This is a genomic window from Vibrio sp. TMPB1044 (genome assembly GCF_030442075.1).
Taxonomy (GTDB): Bacteria; Pseudomonadota; Gammaproteobacteria; order Enterobacterales; family Vibrionaceae; genus Vibrio; species Vibrio satsumensis.
Genome location: NZ_JAUJED010000005.1, coordinates 1 through 18220, shown reverse-complemented (window position 1 = coordinate 18220; position 18220 = coordinate 1). Strand labels below are relative to the sequence as shown.

Below are 18220 nucleotides of genomic sequence, written 5' to 3'. Positions count from 1 at the left end.
GATCGCCTCAACAATACATATTAGCGGTGCAAAGTAATCCCAGCTAAAGTCGGCTTACCTAAACCAATGGCTCTCTCTCGCGTTCTTGTCTTAACTCTTCAACGAGCTCCGCCAGTGGCTTAGGTCGTCCTATGATGTAGCCCTGCGCGTAGTTCACACCAAGCTCGATCAGCTTGTCGATGATCTGGGTATTTTCAACGAACTCAGCCACGGTGTGCTTGCCCATCTGCTTAGCAAGATCATTAATCGAACGAACCATCACATGATCCATCTCGTTGACATCAATATCACGTACAAATAGGCCATCGATCTTTACAATATCGACCGGTAATTTCTTCAAGTAACCAAACGACGATAGCCCTGAGCCAAAGTCATCCAGTGCAATCATGCAGCCGAGCTCTTTGATTCGAGTGAAGAATTTGATCGCCTGCTTCATGTTACTCATAGCCGCTGTTTCGGTGATCTCCAAACAAATCTTATGACACGGTATAGATGAATCTCTTAAGCTCTCTATCAAGAACTCTACAAATTCACGATTACCCATCGAGTGGCCGGAAAGGTTGATTGAACACATCCCTAGTTCTTCAATTATCTCTGGACGTTGCTCCAACCAACTCAAGGTTTGACTAACGACTTGTCGGTCAATCAAATGCGCGATGTTATAACGCTCTGAGGCTGGCATGAAGATCCCCGGGGAGATGTATTCCCCTTTGATGTTCTTGATGCGTACCAAAACCTCGAAGTGCATTTTATCGCTGTTTTTATTTAGGCCAAGAATACGCTGAGCAAACAACTCTAAGCGATCGTTAGCCAAAGCCTCATGCACTAGGTTGACGCTCTCCATCTCAAGATGACGACGACGCAGGTCTTCATCATCTTGATGGTAAAGGTTGTAACGGTTACGGCCTTCTTCTTTAGCGGCATGACAAGCCGCATCCGCCTGAGCATGCACCATCTGCGGTGAAGCGGCAGTATGGTCAATCAATCGAATGCCAATAGAACAGGTCAGGTTGAGACGAATATCATCCCACAGGAATGGATTGTCGCTCATCATCGAGATAATACTGCGACATACATTAACCGCATCGCGCTCAGTGCAGTCTTTGATTAATACCGCAAACTCATCACCACCCATTCGTGCCAACACAGCATTATATGGCAGTACCTCTTCCAATAACTGCGCACTAAACAAGATCGCGGCATCGCCCGCTTCATGCCCTGCGGTATCGTTCAGTACTTTCAGTTGGTCTAGGTCTAAGAACAGCATTGCGTGGGTTCGCATGTGGCTCTCAACTTCTTTGAGTGCCTTCTGTAGCTCTTGCTCAAAGTGGTTACGGTTGAAGGTGTCAGTCAGCAGGTCATAGCGAGCTTGATACTCTAGCTTTTCAGAAAGCTCGTGCGTCTCGGTGATGTCTTCACCCACAATCAACAGCTGATCAGACTCGACCAACGGGCGGATATTTTCACGAATCCAGATCTTGCTACCGTCGGCATGGCGATATTCGATATCACGACGCCACACACCACGAATTTTATGCTGTGGTTGCAACAAGATATGGCGAGGAATCATCGCATTCTCATCAACATAGAACTCTCTAGGACGATGCCCTAATAGCTGATCTAGTGGATAACCCAAAAGCTCCTCGGCAAATTGGTTCACTTGTTGAATGCGATTATTGCCATCGAGCGTAATCATCATCACAGGCTGTTTGTCGTAATACAGCTTCAAGTTCGCTTCACGTTGGAACAGTTTATTCTCAGCAAGTTTACGCGAAGTCACGTCGCGCGCCTCAAATAGGAACTGAATGTCTTCCTCTTCACTACCAGGCATCGGCTTCAATGAAATATCCAACACCATCGCACCGCGATCCCGACACCACACCTCGGCTTCAAATCGTAAGGCTGGGTGCTCATTTTTTGCGATGAAATATTCGGTTAGCACTTCTCGTGCGGAATCTTCCCAGTGTTGATGTTGTTGAAGCGGCGTTCCCAATTTATAGCCTTGATTATAAAGCAGCTCATGTAGCTTGCTGTTACTCGACAACAACACACCGCCCTTATCAATAATGCCCATGAACTGCAGGCTTTGGTCGAATATCGATTCCAGTAGCAGCTGGCTTTGTCGGCTGGCACGTTCACTTTTTTTAAGGCGATTAAGGTAATACACCAAGGTCGCGATGACACACGACATAACCAAAAACAGCAAACCTATGGTGCGAATTTCATCGCGGTAGCGTACTAAAAATGACTTAGGCTTGTTGAGGAAGGTCACCGAGGCTTCATTCTCTGCACCCAGATCCCAACGTGAGATTTGTTGGTAATCGAGTTTGATTTCTGGCGCGCCAGCAACCACTTGGGGCAGCGGTTGATCCGGATTAGCGAGCACATTCAGTAGCACTCGCCCAGTGTCTCGACCTTGCGTTTCACCACTTTGAATCACACCACCAATCGCACCAAAGCCAAGCCCCAAATCGTGCACCATATACAGTGGCATTTGAGTTTTGATGTTCAGCTGTCGCCAGTCTTCATCGCTGCTCACTCTGCCTTGCGCATCACGGTAATACGCCCAAAACAGCAAGCTCTTGCCTAGGTCGGCACGTTGAGAAAATTCCATTAACTCTTGGTAGGAATCCGGCACATAGTGTTCAACGAGCTCAGAAAAATCCGGATGGGTTTTGATGAAAAGATCGATTTGAGAACGAATCGCCTCACCCGTGACCGAGTGATCGGTAACAATGTAGATCTTCTTTACGGTCGATTGAAGGCGTTTAACCAGCTCGATATTGCCCACTAAGTCGATATCTTCGGTGATGCCCGTTGCGTTCAAACCTTCGATCATTTCAGGCGAGAAATTATTGATGCCACCAAAGATGACAGGGGTACCTTTAAGATCGGGCGCAAGGCGCTTCATTAGGTTGAGCGCATTATTGTCACTAACGACAATTGCTGCAAATTCTTCATGCTGTAGCTTGGTGTGATAAAGCTGATACACACGCTCTAGGTATTCTTGGTTTTGGGTACGTTTACTATCGAGATAAACGACACGGTAAGACAACCCGTCGCGATCGAGTTCTTCGGACAATCCTTTATGGAAATCATCCGTCCAGAAAAAACCTTGATGGTAGGAGTGGATCACCAATACATCTTTTGTCTGCGCCGAAGCAAATGCGCTCCAACACATCGCAATAAATAACACCCAAAATCGCACTGAATTCACCCTAACATCATTGTTGCTGCTAATATTATCACCCTTGGCTATGATATGTACTCTAGCCGATATATTTTCATTAAATCTAAGGGTTACGCATGTCCACAACCACCGCTCGTCTCGATGACCTAGACCGTGCCATTCTGAAAACCTTAATGGAAGATGCTCGTACACCTTACGCAGAGATGGCAAAGCAGTTTGACGTAAGCCCTGCGACTATTCACGTCCGTATCGAGAAAATGAGATCGGCCGACATTATTGAGCGTACCGAGGTTGTGGTAAACACGAAAAAGCTAGGTTACGACGTATGTTGCTTTATCGGCATCAACCTTAATGCAGCCAAAGATTACCACTCGGCAATCGCCAAGCTGAATGCCCTAGATGAAGTGGTTGAAGCCTACTACACCACTGGTGCCTACAATATTTTCGTTAAGCTGATGTGTAAATCGATAGAAGAATTGCAGTTCGTGTTGATTGATAAATTGCAGGCGATCGACGAGGTTCAATCGACTGAGACATTGATTTCATTGCAAAACCCAATCAATCGCAATGTGAATCCATAATCGATTGATAAATAAATACAAAAAGAGCCTCACTAAGAGGCTCTTTTTACATACTAACCAGCACAATATTACGCGCTGATACCCGCATGACGAAGCATTGCATCGATTTGTGGCTCACGACCACGGAAGCGTTTGAACAGCTCCATCGGCTCTTCACTGCCACCCATCTCAAGGATGTTGTTCAGGAAGCGGTTACCGGTTTCAGTGTTGAAGATACCCTCTTCTTCAAATGCCGAGAACGCATCTGCAGATAAGACTTCTGCCCATAGGTAGCTGTAGTAACCTGCACTGTAACCACCAGCAAAGATGTGGCCAAAGCTGTGTGAGAAGCGGTTCCAATCAAGGCTTGGCAGTACCGATACCTTAGATTTTACGTCGGCTAGCGTTTCTAGTACGCGAGCACCAACTTCTGGATCGTATTCTGTGTGTAGCGTGAAATCGAACAGGCCAAGCTCTAGCTGACGCAGGATAAACATCGCTGATTGGAAGTTCTTCGCCGCAAGCATCTTCTCTAGCATCTCTTTTGGTAAGGCTTCACCCGTTTCGAAGTGACCAGAGATAAACGACAGCGCTTCTTCTTCCCAACACCAGTTCTCTAAGAACTGACTTGGTAGCTCAACGGCATCCCAAGGCACACCGTTGATACCTGCCACAGCACCCGCTTCAACTTGCGTTAGCATGTGGTGGATACCGTGGCCAAACTCGTGGAACAAAGTCACTACTTCATCGTGAGTAAATAGTGCTGGCTTATCACCAACAGGTTTATTGAAGTTACACGTTAGGTAAGCGACAGGTGTTTGTAGCTCGCCAGACTCGGTAATACGACGACCACGACAGTCATCCATCCACGCTCCGCCACGTTTGTGTTCACGTGCGTACAAATCTAGGTAGAAGCTACCGCGCAGTGCTCCTGTCGCATCAAAGATATCAAAGAAGCGCACTGACTCATGCCATGTGTCGACGCCTTCACGCTCTGTTACCGACATACCAAACACACGGTTCAATACCTCAAACAGACCTGAAACCACGTTCGATTCAGGGAAGTATGGGCGAAGCTCTTCATCAGAGATCTCGAATAGGTTCTGCTTCTGTTTCTCGCTGTAGTAAGCGATGTCCCACAGATTTAGCTCAGAGACACCAAACTCTTTCTCAGCAAACTGACGCAGCTCTTCTACTTCGCGTTCACCTTGTGGTTTTGCTTTCACAGCTAAATCATTTAAGAAGCCAAGAACCTGATCTGGCGTTTCAGCCATTTTAGTCGACAGTGATTTCTCGCTGTAAGTACTAAAACCCAGCATACGAGCGATCTCGTGACGCAGTTTAAGCTGCTCGGTGATGATCTCTGTGTTGTCCCACTTACCAGCATTTGGACCACGATCCGAAGCGCGTGTTACGTAAGCTTCGTACAACTCTTTACGTAGCTCTTGGTTATCACAGTAAGTCATCACAGGTAGGTATGATGGGATATCTAGAGTCAGTAGGTAACCTTCTTGCTCTTTAGACTCGGCCGCCGCTTGTGCTGCCGCCAGTGCTGATTCAGGCATACCCGCTAATTCAGCGACGTCTGTGATCTGCTTGCTCCAACCCATGGTCGCATCAAGTACGTTGTTTGAGAATTGAGAGCCTAGCTCAGACTGGCGCTTGCTGATCTCGCCATAACGGTGCTGCTCGTCAGCTGGCAAGCCAATACCTGATAGTTCGAAGTCACGTAGTGCGTCAGTAATGGTTTTTTGTTGAGCTCGATTTAATCCAGAGAATGCTTCACTCGCCTTGATCGCTTTGTACGCTTCAAACAGGCCTTTGTGTTGACCAACCCACGTGCCGTACTCAGACAGCAAAGGTAAACAGCTCTCATACGCTTCACGCAACTCGTCGCTGTTCACAACTGAGTTCATGTGACTTACTGGTGACCAAACACGGCCTAAACGATCATCCACTTCTTCAATCGGAGCAACGAGGTTGTCCCAGCTTGGTGAAGTATTACCTTCAAGTACTTGTTCAATCTTGTTGCGACACGCTTCAATCACTTGCTCAACCGCTGGCTTTACGTGCTCAGGCTTGATCTGTGAAAACGGAGGTAAGTCCGTGAAGGTTAATAGCGGATTAGACATATAAACATTCCTTTGGCTTTAGAGACTTTCGTCTTTTTTGTAATGAGGTCGTCTTACAGTCACCAGGCTAAAGTTCGCCCTAAAAAATCACCTGCGAATAGTTATTAAATAGTGCCCAACAAGGCAAATTTCAATAGTAGAACCAATAACTAACTGCATATTGCTAGCGACTGTTCCTGAATTGTTCGAGAATTTATGGCCCATTGGGGGTTATAATAGTCAGATTAACCCCACCTACACTAACCACACTCTAAATCGAGAGTGTTACGAGAGTTTAATTTGTTAAGTTATCGCCACAGCTTCCACGCGGGCAACCATGCCGACGTAGTAAAGCATATCGTACAGAGCCTTATTCTTAATTCTTTGAAACAGAAGGATAAGCCTTTTGTTTACCATGACACTCACTCTGGTGTAGGTCGTTACGACTTAACGCATGAATGGTCTGAAAAAACTGGCGAATACAAGCAAGGTATCGCTCGCGTCTGGGAACAGCAAAATCTTCCTGAAGACATTCAAAGCTACCTTGAGTCTATCTCAACGCTAAACAACGGCGACAAGCTGCGCTACTACCCAGGTTCACCGCGTGTTGCTCGCGCCCACCTACGTGACCAGGACCGTATGGTATTGACCGAGCTTCACCCAGCGGACCACCCACTGCTTGAGCAAGAGTTCCACCGCGATCGTCAAGTGTCTATCTACAAAGAAGATGGCTTTAAGCGTCTAAAAGCAAGCCTGCCGCCAAAAGAGCGCCGCGGCTTAGTGCTGATCGATCCACCGTACGAGCTTGCAAAAGAGTACCGTGATGTCGTGACAGCCATTGCTCAAAGCCATAAGCGCTGGGCGACCGGTATCTACGCTATTTGGTACCCAGTGGTAAATCGTTGTGACATCGAAGATATGATCGAAGGTCTTGAAGGCTTAGGCATCAACAAGATTCTACAAATCGAACTTGGCGTATCACCAGACACCAACGAGCGCGGCATGACAGCATCAGGCATGATTGTTATCAACCCGCCTTGGAAGCTAGAAAGCCAAATGAACGAGATTCTTCCATTCTTGAAGGAAGCAATTGCACCGGCAACCGGTCACTTCAAAGTAGAGTGGATCGTACCCGAGTAATCTCGAATCCACATCATAGACTGAAGAATCTTCAACAGACTGTGATGTGGACGAATAAATTTCAAGCAGGGAGATTGAGTTCAACCAATCTGCCCTCAATATAATAATTAGACAATTTTAGAATCTATAGGACGTAGGTATCCAGTGTGCTCACTGTGACTACAACCTTCAATAAATGGAGAAAGTAATGGCGACTCATTTTGATTACATCTGTATCGGTGGCGGTTCAGGCGGCATCGCATCAGCAAACCGCGCGGCAATGCACGGTGCAAAAGTTGCACTTATCGAAGCTCAAGACCTTGGTGGTACTTGTGTAAACGTTGGTTGTGTTCCTAAAAAGGTAATGTGGCACGGCGCTCAAGTCGCTGAAGCTATCAACCTATACTCTGAAGACTACGGCTTCGACGTTGAAGTAAAAAGCTTCAACTGGAGCAAGCTAATTGAAAACCGCCAAGCGTACATTGGTCGTATCCACCAATCTTACGATCGCGTACTTGGTAACAACAAAGTAAACGTAATCAAAGGTTTTGCTAAGTTCGTTGACGAAAAGACGGTTGAAGTAAACGGTGAACACTACACAGCTGATCACATCCTGATCGCGGTAGGTGGTCGTCCAACGATTCCAAACATCCCGGGTGCAGAATACGGCATCGACTCAAATGGCTTCTTCGAGCTAATGGAGCAACCAAAACGCGTTGCTGTTATCGGCGCGGGTTACATCGCAGTTGAGATCGCAGGCGTTCTAAGCGCACTTGGAACAGAAACACACCTGTTCTGCCGTAAAGAGTCACCACTTCGCAGCTTCGACCCAATGATCATCGAAACATTGGTTGAAGTAATGGAAGCGGAAGGCCCAACACTGCATACACACTCTGTTCCTAAAGAAGTAGTGAAAGAAGCAGATGGCACGCTGACTCTGCACCTTGAGAACGGCAACACTCAAAACGTTGACCACCTAATCTGGGCTATCGGCCGCCACCCAGCGACTGACGCTATCAACCTAGCATCAACTGGCGTTGCAACCAACGACCGTGGCTACATTAAAGTAGACGAGTTCCAAGCGACTAACGTTCCTGGCATCTACTGTGTTGGCGACATCATGGAAGGCGGTATCGAGCTAACACCTGTAGCAGTTAAAGCAGGTCGCCAGCTTTCTGAGCGTCTATTCAACGGTCAAACTAACGCGAAAATGGACTACAACCTAGTACCTACTGTTGTATTCAGCCACCCACCTATCGGCACTATTGGTCTAACGACTCAAGAAGCCGAAGAGAAGTACGGCAAAGACAACATTAAGGTTTACACATCTGGCTTCACTGCGATGTACACAGCAGTAACCAAGCACCGTCAACCTTGTAAGATGAAGCTAGTATGTGCTGGCGAAGAAGAGACAGTAGTCGGCCTACACGGCATCGGCTTCACTGTTGATGAGATGATTCAAGGCTTCGGCGTTGCAATGAAGATGGGCGCAACCAAAGCAGACTTCGATTCTGTTGTGGCAATCCACCCTACAGGCTCAGAAGAGTTTGTTACCATGAGATAATCAACGTCTTAGTTGATCACTCTTTAGAAGCAGGCCTCGTGCCTGCTTTTTTTATATCCGCTCTGAACCTTAGTTACCGATTCGACGTAACACAAATATCCACCTACCTAGAACAGCAATGGAGTTTGTGATGAATCTACTAATTGAATCATTTGAAGGCGGGATCTACTTAGCTTACCAAATCATTGGCGAGCAAAAACAGTTAATCAAAGACGACCACCAGCACCCAATGAAGTTTTTGAGTGTTAACCAAGCGCGCGACCACTTTAGTGACCAAGGCGTAGCGTCGGCCACGCTTATTCATAACAGTGCCTACGACGAGATGTGTGGTGAGCATTGTGGTAACACCCAACCATTCGAGATTGATTTGAAGTGGAGTTAAATCAACTTCAAAGCAATCGCGATAAAAATTGAAAGGCTTGCACATCTGCAAGCCTTTTTCGTTGGGGTTTTATTTCTTATCGTGCTGTACGTTTTTGTCTGCGTTTGATGTTTTGCTCTTTCACAATAAAGTCGAACAATGGAGCAAACAGGTTAGCAAACAAGATAGCGAGCATGATGCCTTCTGGATAAGCAGGGTTGAGCACTCGGATGCCGACCGTCATTACACCAATCAAGATCCCGTAAGCCCACTTACTCTGGTTGGTAAAAGCGGCAGAAACTGGGTCGGTCGCCATGAAGAAGGTACCAAACGCAACACCGCCCAACACAAAGTGCCAGTAGAACGGCATCGAGAACATCGAGTTGGTATCAGAGCCAATCCAGTTCATCAAACTTGAAGTCACGACGAGGCCAATAATCACACCGGCGACAATGCGCCAAGAGGCAATTTTCATGACAATCAGAATCAGCCCCGTCAACATGATAAGCAATGAAGAAACCTCACCCATCGAGCCGGGTATATTGCCGATATACGCGTCCATCCACGTTATTGTCTCGCCAGTCATATTGTTAATCAGAGAGGTACTGCCCCCCTCATACCATTGACTCAGTGGAGTCGCTCCTGAATAACCGTCAGCGGCAACCCATACTAAGCCACCCGACATGTTGGCTGGATACGCGAAATAGAGAAACGCGCGGCCTGCGAGTGCAGGGTTGAGGAAGTTTCGTCCTGTACCACCGAACAGCTCTTTGGCGACAACGATACCAAAGGTGATACCTAGAGCTGCTTGCCATAACGGAATGGTTGGTGGAAGAATCAGTGCAAACAGCACCGAGCTAACAAAGAAGCCTTCATTAACTTCGTGCTTGCGAACGACAGCAAACAGTACCTCCCAGAAGCCACCTACCACAAACACCGTGGCATAAACGGGTAGGAAATAGAGTGCACCAAGCAACACCTGACTTACCCAACCACTTGCCATCAGTGACTGTGCATCACCAAATGCCCACGACAAGCGCCAACTGCTGTCGATGATGGAGGCAAGCTCAGCGCCAGAATAGGTAGCTGTCAAACCCATCACGGCTTGATGACCTACGTTGTACATACCCCAGAACATTGCAGGAAAAGTTGCCAGCCACACCAGAATCATGATTCGTTTGAGATCGATGCTATCTCGAACATGGGTCAAGCCTTGGTTTACGTTACCAGGCGTATAAAATATCGTCGCGAAAGCCTCGTATACAGGATAAAGCTTTTCGTACTTCCCTCCGGCTTCAAAGCGTGGAGCCACGTCTTCTAATCGTTTTTTTAAACTCATAATCTCAGTCACCTTATTGCTTGAGTTATGGTTTTCTACGCATCAACCGTGCTATTTGAACAATTTTTAGCTATTTTTAATCAAATTCGTCTTGAAGAACGAGTATCTGAAAGTCGAACCGATGTTGAAAAAGAAGAATGTATAAACAACAAAGCCCCAGCAATGGCTGAGGCTTATTTGGTATAACAACGGTCGTCGTTACTTAACGCACATCACATTGAGCAATGAAGAGCCTTTCAATTGGTTAACGTTACCGTTGGTAAACAGGCCTTTCTTATCTGCGCCCCAATAAGGGAGGTGCATTGGCCAGTTCTGTTTTTCCATAACCTTTGAGCTCAAGATGCTTTGCCATTGCTTTTCACTCATCAGCTTCATGTTGACCTGATTACACACTAATTCAGCGCTATCGTAATCTAGGCGACTCCAAGGCTTGCCTTGTTCCATGTAAAACTGCTGTTGGTGATCAAGAAGGTAAGGAATCGCATATTGGTTACCCGCAACGTCTGCTGTCACGCGAATCTCGATTTCTAGATCACCATCTGAGCGCGTATTACCGCTTGGTAGCGTCTGAATAGCAGCAGCACTCGTTACCGCGGCCGCTTGCTTAGCGGCCACAGGTTTTGCTGTTGGTTTTGGTTTTCCAGGAGCCTTAGGCTTAACCATTTTTGGCTCTGCCGGTTTTGCAACAATAGGCTGTGACGAGGTCTGAGACTTATCAACCATACGAATGAAGGCTTCACTGTATCCAGACACTTTACGGACCTGAGCTAGGTCTTTTCTTGCATCAGAGAAGGTAGAATAAGGGCCAATTAAACAACGATAGTCTCCGCCTTCCGGCTTCATCCATACATTGGTCGAGATCTTCTCATATAGGGGCTTTGCTCGGTTCAGTGACAAAGGCTTATTCAGCAAGCCACATTGAACCCAAAACAGCTCGTTATCTGAATGACGTTTAGGCGCCTTGCTCCCCCAAACACCCTTACCGATCGGACATGATTGCTCTAGCTGTGGTAATTGGTTGGTGCTTGCCTGAGTTGCATCACATAGAACCGACTCTGCATTCACTTGGCTCGATACCAAAAGAGATGCAGCGATAAGCCCCATACGATAATTTCTCGTCACAGCACGACATACAGCATTCATTGTCAATTTCATAACCACCACTTAAACCCTTACGGGCTAATTATTACCGAATCTATGTCGATAAAACATGAATTCCATTTTAAGTATTATTGACACTATCAATGATACTAAGTTCCAGATCCATTAAGCAAAAAAAGAGCCGTAATTGCTTACGGCTCTTAGTTTAGTGACTTTTTTTACTAAAAATCAAACCGAGCTATCACCCTTTATAAATTTTCGGGTTAAACACGTCGCGTAACCAGTCGCCTAATAGGTTAATAACTAGAACCAATGTTACCAAAAGCACTCCTGGGAATGCTGTGATCCACCATGCTCCTGAGAAAATGTAGTTAAAACCAGTACTGATGAGGGCGCCGAGTGACGGTTGGTCTACCGGAAGACCCAAACCTAGGAAAGAAAGTGCCGCTTCTGACATGATGGCATTTGCCACCTGTACCGTAGAGATAACCAAAATCGGTGATAAACAGTTAGGCAGAATATGACGGAACATGATACGAGGCGCTCTAAAGCCCATCACACGTGCCGCTTCTACGTACTCTTTCTTCTTTTCTGCCAATACCGATGCACGAATAGTACGAGCATACTGCGGCCATTCAGCAATACCAATAATCACCACCAGCATAACAACGGCATATTGCGCGTAGAAGTCACTACCGAAACTCGCCTTAAAGATGGCCGAGACAATGATCGCAACCATCATGGTTGAGAACGAAAGCTGAACATCGGCAAAACGCATCAGGAAGCTATCAATACGACCACCGAAGTAACCCGCAGACAGACCAATAATAATACCAAGAGTCAGCTGAAGACCTACCGCGAGGAAACCAATCGTCAGTGACAGACGCGAGCCGTAAAGCATCGTAGATAAGATGTCACGACCTTGCTCATCAGTACCCAGTAGGAAACGTTCTTCTCCGTCTTCCATCCAAGATGGTGGCAACTCAGAATCCATGATGTCGATAGACGTCACGTCATACGGGTCTGTTGGCGCTAAGATCGGTGCCGCTAATGCCATCACTAGGAAGGCTGCAAAGATCGCAAAGCTGACCATTGCCACTTTATCGCGTAAGAAGTAGTACAGAATGTCTGACTGCTTAAATCGCTCCCAGCGAGATGGAGCTGTTGTTGTTTGTTCCATGATTATGCTCCTTTCCCTGTAATGTTCACTGTTGGGTTAATGATGCCGTACAGCAGGTCAACAATGGTGTTCGTTACTACGAAGATCAGACCAACGAAGATAACGTATGCGGTAATCAGTGGAGTATCCACTCGGTTAATCGCTTCAAGGAATAGAAAGCCGGTACCCGGCCACTGGAATACAGTTTCCGTAAGAATGGTGTAAGCCACCATTGTACCAATTTGAACACCACCAACCGTTAGTACAGGTAGCATTGTGTTCTTCAGAGCGTGTTGGTAGTAAATCTTGTTCAGCGCTAGGCCTTTTGCTTTACCAAACTTGATGTATTCAGAACTAAGAACCTCGAGCATTTCAGAGCGTACTAGACGAATGAACAGAGGCAGCATGATAGATGCTAGAGCAATACTCGGCAGCACTAAGTGCGCAAGGCCATCTAGCGTTAGGAAGCCAGATTCCCAGCCGAACCAGTTTGCGGTATCACCACGTCCGAATGACGGTAGCCAACCTAACTCAATCGAGAACACATACATCAGCATGATTGCGGTTAAGAAAACAGGTACCGAGATGCCGACACTACTGCCCGCCATCACCAATTTAGTGAAGAAACTTTTTGGGTGTATTGCAGAATAAACGCCGAGTGGGATCGACAGACAAACAATGATCAGAGAAGCGCCAAACACAAGTTCAAGCGTCGCGACCAATTTATCTAAGATTACGTCCACAGCAGGGCGTTTAAAGAAATATGAAGTACCAAGATCACCTTGTAGAGCTGCGCCCACAAAGCGAGTGTATTTTGTAATGAAGGGATCATTTAAGCCGAGTTCATCACGCAGCGCTTGACGCTCCGATTCTGACACAGATTGACCGACTAACTCACGCAACGGGTCGCCCAGGTTATCCTGAATGGCAAACGCCACCAAACTGATCACAAACATCACTATCAGTGCCTGAAACAGGCGCTTGACCAGAAACGTAACCATTCCTTGCCCCTTATCTATCCATGACTATCTAATCGAAATCCGCGACTAGATAACAAAAATTCAGTCTTAAAAAAGGTATTTAGCCAGACTGAAGGAAGACCAAATACCTAAACTTAAATCTATTTCTTAATAATTTGAGAGCCTGAAAGCTCAGGCTCTCGATTCTAGCAAGCTAGATTATTTTACAACTAGGTCGCCGAAGTAAGGCATAACCATTGGGTTTACGATGTCTGCAGCACCTACGTTAGACTTCGCGCCCCACGCTTCACTTTGCCAGTGTAGCGGCACGAATGCAGCGTCGTTGTATAGTGTTGCTTCAACGCCTTTCAGCATCTTAGAACGTTTAACTGGGTCAGTTTCAGTGTTAGAAGCTTCTACAATCGCATCCATTTCTGGGTTTGAGTAACCAGAACAGTTGTATTGACCACGACCAGTCTCTTCGTTACGAGTCATTGTTAGGAACTCGTTGAAGTTCGCTGAATCTTCAGTATCTGAGTGCCAGCCGATCATCATCATGTCAGCAGAACATAGGTCAAACTCAGGCCAGTACTGTGCTTTAGGCATAGTCTTGAGATCAACTTTGATACCAATCTTAGATAGCATTGCCGCAGACGCTTGCGCTACTTTCGCATCGTTCACGTAACGGTTGTTTGGTGCCATCATAGTTAGCGTAAAGCCATCTTCGTAGCCCGCTTCTTTCATCAGCTCTTTCGCTTTCTTAAGATCGTAACGAGGAACTAGCTCTTCGTTGTGACCCGCGTAGCCTGTTGGGCTTTGCTGACCAGCAGCTGTTGCGAAGCCTTTCATGATCTTCTTAACGATACCTTCGTTGTTGATTGCGTGAACAATCGCCTGACGAACGCGAACATCTTTAAGAGCTTCGTTGCTGTTTTGGTTCATTTGGAACGTGATGATACGAGTACCAGGTAGCGTTACCAGATCGATGTTCTTAGCGTTCTTAACACGCTTGTGATCGTTTGGTGCTACTGGGTGAATCATATCTACGTCACCAGAAAGAAGTGCAGCAACACGTGTTGCGTCTTCTTTGATTGGTACAAGTGTTAGCTTGTCTACGTTGCCTTCAGTTTCTGTGTCCCAGTAATCGTTGAAACGTTCGAACGTTACTTTAACGCCTTGCTCACGCTGCGTTACGATGAAAGGACCAGTACCTGAAACGTTAGTCGAAGCAAACGAGTTACCGTGCTTAACTAGCTCAGACTTGTCTTTACCTTCTGCTGTTTGGCCAGAGTAGAACTTGCTGTCCATTGGGAAGATGTAAGTTGCTGTTTGTAGTACTAGTGGGTAAGCCGCTTTAGAAACAAGCTCAACTGTGTAGTCATCCACTTTTACCATTTTTTCGTATGGCGTGAAGATAGACTTAAAGTCTGGAGAAGCTTGTAGACGTTCAAAAGTCCACACAACATCATCAGCAGTCAGTTCGTTACCAGAGTGGAATTTCACACCTTTACGTAGGTTAAAGCGGAAAGTCGTTTCATCAACACGCTCCCAGCTAGATGCTAGGCGGCCTTCAAAATCCATCTCTTTTGTGAAACGTACTAGAGGGTCAAACACCATGTGAGACATTTGCAGTGTGCCACCAGACAGCTGCTCGTGCGGGTCAAGTGATACAGGGTCAGCTGCGTAGCCAACGGTAATATCTGCTGCTGCTGCACTAAAGCTTAGGCCAGCTGCCATTAAAGCTACTGCTAATTTGCTTTTCATGGTTTTCATTGCATAACTCCTTCATGCGGGAATCCAGATCCCTAGTTGTTGTATTTGCGTCTGTTTATTGTTTTTAGCAAGCCAAACTCCAGCCTGCTGATTTTTATACCGCGGCTTGTGCCACTGCTTTTTCTTCTCTTAAACCTGTAAATTCAGGCATTAAAGAAATTAGGTGTTTGCTGTATTCATGCTGAGGCGATTGGAATAGCTGCTCGGTTGGCGCGACTTCCAATAGTTCTCCCATTTGCATCACACCAACACGATCACACATTTGGCGAATAACCGGTAAATCGTGACTGATGAACAGCATGGTTAGGTTTAGCTCGTCTTGTAAGTCTTTTAATAGGTTAAGGATCTGAGCCTGTACCGACACATCCAGTGCCGAGGTAGGTTCATCACAAATCAAAAGACGAGGGCGAGTTGCCAAAGCGCGAGCGATAGAAATACGCTGACGTTGGCCACCTGAGAATTCGTGTGGGTACTTAACCCCGGCCATTACGCCTAAACCAACGTGCTCTAGCAGGTCGTTCACGATCTGACGAGTTTCATTCTCGTTGCGCGTAAGTTTATGGAATCGGATAGGCTCAGCAATGATGTCGAATATCTTCATTCGAGGGTTCATTGATGTGTAAGGGTTTTGGAAAACCATCTGCATTTGACGACGCATAGGGCGACGTTCTTTTTCAGATTTCAGACCAGTAAGGTCAACGCCTTCAAACGTTACCTTGCCTGAATTCGGTGCATACAAGCCAGCAATCACACGAGCAATAGTTGATTTACCTGAGCCTGATTCACCTACTAAGCCAAACGTCTCACCTTCATGCACTTCAAAGCTCACGTTGTTTGATGCTTGAACGTACTCACGACGACTCTCAAAGAAAGAATCTTTGGTAGTAAAGCGTAAGTGCACGTTTTCAACATTCAACAATGGGCCAGTGTAATCACGGTGATCTTGGCTTTGACCTAACCAGTGATTTTTCACATCTAGAGGTTCCATCTCGTGCGCTTCTTCGATGTAGCTCACAAGAGGGAAACGATCGAGTTTACGGTCTGAACGTGGAACCGCTGAGATAAGACTGTGTGTGTATGGGTGTTCAGGAGTACCAAGGACTTTCGCCGTCGGGCCAAACTCAACCAAATCACCACGATACATCACGGCTACACGATCAGTAACATTAGATACCACACCCATGTCGTGTGTGACCAACATACAACCTACGTTCTTCTTAATACATAAGTCGCGAATCAAACCCAAGATCTGGTCTTGGATAGAAACATCCAGTGCAGTTGTTGGTTCATCTGCGATGATTAGGTCAGGTTCACCAGCCAATGCGATCGCGATAACCACACGCTGACGCATACCGCCAGAGAATTGGTGTGGGTACTGCTTTAAACGGTTTTCTGGTTGTGGGATACCCACTTGGTTCATCAAGTCTAATGAGCGCTGGTAGGCTTCTTGATCCGAAACCTTCATGTTGGCATGAATCGTCTCTTTTAACTGCTGTTCTACTGTGAATAGAGGGTTAAGAGAAGTCATTGGGTCTTGGAAGATAAAACCAATCTTTGAGCCGCGAACAGAACGCATCTGTTCAGGAGATAAACCAGAGACTTTTTCGCCGTCCAGAAATACCTCGCCGCTAGCAATGCGGCCAGGAGGGCTCAGCAAATCGATCACAGCATTACCTACTGTTGATTTACCTGCACCAGACTCGCCTACAACACCAACAATCTCACCACGTTCAATGTTGAACGAAAGTGATTTAACTGCGGCGTGAACTCCATGACGAGATGGGTATTCGATACGAAGATTTTTTACTTCTAAAAGTGACATTACCAGACCTCTACTGCTTTGGCAGCTTTCTGCCCTGTCTGCAAAATTGAATCCATTCTTACCAGAATATTGTTCTGATATTTTATACGGTTGACAATTTGGCAAATAATTCACAGAAAAGCAACAAAAATAGGATAAAAAGTCGACATTAAACGCTTAGCAAGCAAAAGTGCCACATAACTATTCACTCAAAGAGCATATAGTAAGAAAAATCAACATTATATTATCGGTAAGAAATACTCACAAACTCCTTACCACCACTTACTTGTAGAGTTTAAACTGTGCTTCAAAGCAGATCTCACTACCAGTCACTGAAAACAAATAATTATTCCAAAAAACAATTAACACTATAGAAACAAACGCTAATTTTGTTAATTTAAACAAATAAAACAACTAGATAAACGAAAATTAACCATACATATAACCATTTGAATTATTTTGATAAATACAAACCAGAGAAATGAAAGGCTTAACAAATCAGAGGCGTTTTTGAACGAGCAAATGCGCAGAAAGCTGTCAAATTCAGGCCTTAGTGAGCAGGTTTAGGGTCAGGTTTCACTTTTCATAAAAGTCTTTAGACCAAGCCCATTAGTATGTCGAATTATTGAACTAACTATTTATATAAAATTAGATATAAAACTGCATGTTTGATAAAGAAAGTAGCTCTGTATCAGCACCATAATCAAGAAAAATGGTAGGAATCTGTCTTACATATAAAGGGGGAGGTTTACGGAAGCAACAGCAGGTAAGATCCCAATATTCAAAGTAGAGAGTTACTGAAACAACAGATGTAAAAAACCAGTTTTTCGACTAAGGCTTCTTAAGAGTCGATGAAGAGGGGTTTGGCGCGGCAGGGCTCCCTGCAGACTGGCGATCTACCGGGCTGGCGCACCAGCCCGCGACCCTCTTGGCACCAAATTATCTAAATTCCAGACGTAAAAAAGCCCCGTCATTTCTGACGGAGCTTCTTAAGTGATTAGTGAAGAGACATTCTTTGAACATCAGGCGAACCCCACTTGGGTTCCAATCTAGCGATCTACAGATGAAAAAAAAGCTCATCATTTCTGATGAGCTTTCTTAAAGGTGGTCGGTGAAGAGGGATTCGAACCCCCGACCCTCTGGTCCCAAACCAGATGCGCTACCAAGCTGCGCTATTCACCGA

The 18220-nt window shown here is 45.9% G+C and carries 12 protein-coding genes and 1 tRNA gene; 4 read left to right on the top strand and 9 right to left on the bottom strand.

Annotated elements, in window-relative coordinates; translation table 11 throughout:
* Positions 1 to 58: 58 nt before the first annotated feature.
* On the bottom strand, positions 59 to 3181 hold the full coding sequence (locus tag QQ041_RS02065) for an EAL domain-containing protein (RefSeq protein ID WP_285953070.1): 3123 nt from the start codon (positions 3179 to 3181) through the stop codon (positions 59 to 61).
* A gap of 125 nt (positions 3182 to 3306) precedes the next feature.
* Here QQ041_RS02065 and asnC point away from each other — a divergent pair, with 125 nt between their 5' ends.
* Positions 3307 to 3771, top strand: a complete 465-nt coding sequence (gene asnC, locus QQ041_RS02060; RefSeq protein WP_008218581.1) for a transcriptional regulator AsnC — start codon at positions 3307 to 3309, stop codon at positions 3769 to 3771.
* 68 nt (positions 3772 to 3839) lie between these two features.
* Here the strand turns inward: asnC and prlC are convergent, their stop codons facing one another.
* The gene (prlC, locus tag QQ041_RS02055; protein ID WP_285953005.1) at positions 3840 to 5882 is read right to left on the bottom strand and encodes an oligopeptidase A; all 2043 of its coding nucleotides are present in this window, start codon (positions 5880 to 5882) and stop codon (positions 3840 to 3842) included.
* A gap of 279 nt (positions 5883 to 6161) precedes the next feature.
* Between prlC and QQ041_RS02050 the strand changes: the two genes are divergently transcribed.
* The 3 genes from QQ041_RS02050 (at position 6162) to QQ041_RS02040 (ending at position 8926) form a co-directional block, all read left to right on the top strand.
* Positions 6162 to 7001 carry a 23S rRNA (adenine(2030)-N(6))-methyltransferase RlmJ gene (locus QQ041_RS02050; RefSeq protein WP_285953004.1) on the top strand — a complete coding sequence of 280 codons (840 nt, stop codon included), beginning with the start codon at positions 6162 to 6164 and terminating at the stop codon, positions 6999 to 7001.
* 187 nt (positions 7002 to 7188) lie between these two features.
* Positions 7189 to 8544: a glutathione-disulfide reductase gene (gene gorA, locus QQ041_RS02045; RefSeq protein WP_285953003.1), complete on the top strand. Its 1356-nt coding sequence runs from the start codon at positions 7189 to 7191 to the stop codon at positions 8542 to 8544.
* Positions 8545 to 8674: 130 nt separating this feature from the next.
* Positions 8675 to 8926 (top strand): DUF6482 family protein, encoded by a 252-nt coding sequence (locus tag QQ041_RS02040; RefSeq protein WP_065207383.1) that lies wholly within the window; start codon positions 8675 to 8677, stop codon positions 8924 to 8926.
* Positions 8927 to 9002: 76 nt separating this feature from the next.
* On the opposite strand, the gene QQ041_RS02035 is transcribed toward QQ041_RS02040, so the two are convergent.
* The 7 genes from QQ041_RS02035 to QQ041_RS02005 form a co-directional block, all read right to left on the bottom strand.
* Positions 9003 to 10244: an NADH:ubiquinone reductase (Na(+)-transporting) subunit B gene (locus tag QQ041_RS02035; RefSeq protein ID WP_285953002.1), complete on the bottom strand. Its 1242-nt coding sequence runs from the start codon at positions 10242 to 10244 to the stop codon at positions 9003 to 9005.
* A gap of 198 nt (positions 10245 to 10442) precedes the next feature.
* Entirely contained in the window at positions 10443 to 11399 is a 957-nt protein-coding gene (locus QQ041_RS02030; RefSeq protein WP_285953001.1) for an SPOR domain-containing protein, read from the bottom strand.
* A 187-nt stretch (positions 11400 to 11586) separates the two neighbouring features.
* Complete coding sequence (locus tag QQ041_RS02025; protein WP_017060135.1) at positions 11587 to 12525, bottom strand: ABC transporter permease; 939 nt, start codon at positions 12523 to 12525, stop codon at positions 11587 to 11589.
* Between the two features lie 2 nt (positions 12526 to 12527).
* Positions 12528 to 13505 (bottom strand): ABC transporter permease, encoded by a 978-nt coding sequence (locus QQ041_RS02020; RefSeq protein ID WP_210447262.1) that lies wholly within the window; start codon positions 13503 to 13505, stop codon positions 12528 to 12530.
* Positions 13506 to 13682: 177 nt separating this feature from the next.
* Positions 13683 to 15236, bottom strand: coding sequence for an ABC transporter substrate-binding protein (locus QQ041_RS02015; protein ID WP_076654467.1), 1554 nt, complete (start codon positions 15234 to 15236; stop codon positions 13683 to 13685).
* Positions 15237 to 15330: 94 nt separating this feature from the next.
* The gene (locus QQ041_RS02010; protein WP_019826573.1) at positions 15331 to 17058 is read right to left on the bottom strand and encodes an ABC transporter ATP-binding protein; all 1728 of its coding nucleotides are present in this window, start codon (positions 17056 to 17058) and stop codon (positions 15331 to 15333) included.
* 1084 nt (positions 17059 to 18142) lie between these two features.
* Positions 18143 to 18219 (bottom strand) — tRNA-Pro (locus tag QQ041_RS02005).
* Position 18220 lies beyond the last annotated feature (1 nt).

What these genes read in the sequence shown, in the direction of transcription:
- QQ041_RS02065 (WP_285953070.1), bottom strand. Translation starts at nt 3,181, where the DNA reads ATGTGTTGGAGCGCATTTGCTTCGGCGCAGACAAAAGATGTATTGGTG.
- QQ041_RS02020 (WP_210447262.1), bottom strand. Translation starts at nt 13,505, where the DNA reads ATGGTTACGTTTCTGGTCAAGCGCCTGTTTCAGGCACTGATAGTGATG.
- prlC (WP_285953005.1), bottom strand. Translation starts at nt 5,882, where the DNA reads ATGTCTAATCCGCTATTAACCTTCACGGACTTACCTCCGTTTTCACAG.
- QQ041_RS02025 (WP_017060135.1), bottom strand. Translation starts at nt 12,525, where the DNA reads ATGGAACAAACAACAACAGCTCCATCTCGCTGGGAGCGATTTAAGCAG.
- QQ041_RS02010 (WP_019826573.1), bottom strand. Translation starts at nt 17,058, where the DNA reads ATGTCACTTTTAGAAGTAAAAAATCTTCGTATCGAATACCCATCTCGT.
- asnC (WP_008218581.1), top strand. Translation starts at nt 3,307, where the DNA reads ATGTCCACAACCACCGCTCGTCTCGATGACCTAGACCGTGCCATTCTG.
- QQ041_RS02040 (WP_065207383.1), top strand. Translation starts at nt 8,675, where the DNA reads ATGAATCTACTAATTGAATCATTTGAAGGCGGGATCTACTTAGCTTAC.
- gorA (WP_285953003.1), top strand. Translation starts at nt 7,189, where the DNA reads ATGGCGACTCATTTTGATTACATCTGTATCGGTGGCGGTTCAGGCGGC.
- QQ041_RS02030 (WP_285953001.1), bottom strand. Translation starts at nt 11,399, where the DNA reads ATGAAATTGACAATGAATGCTGTATGTCGTGCTGTGACGAGAAATTAT.
- QQ041_RS02015 (WP_076654467.1), bottom strand. Translation starts at nt 15,236, where the DNA reads ATGAAAACCATGAAAAGCAAATTAGCAGTAGCTTTAATGGCAGCTGGC.
- QQ041_RS02035 (WP_285953002.1), bottom strand. Translation starts at nt 10,244, where the DNA reads ATGAGTTTAAAAAAACGATTAGAAGACGTGGCTCCACGCTTTGAAGCC.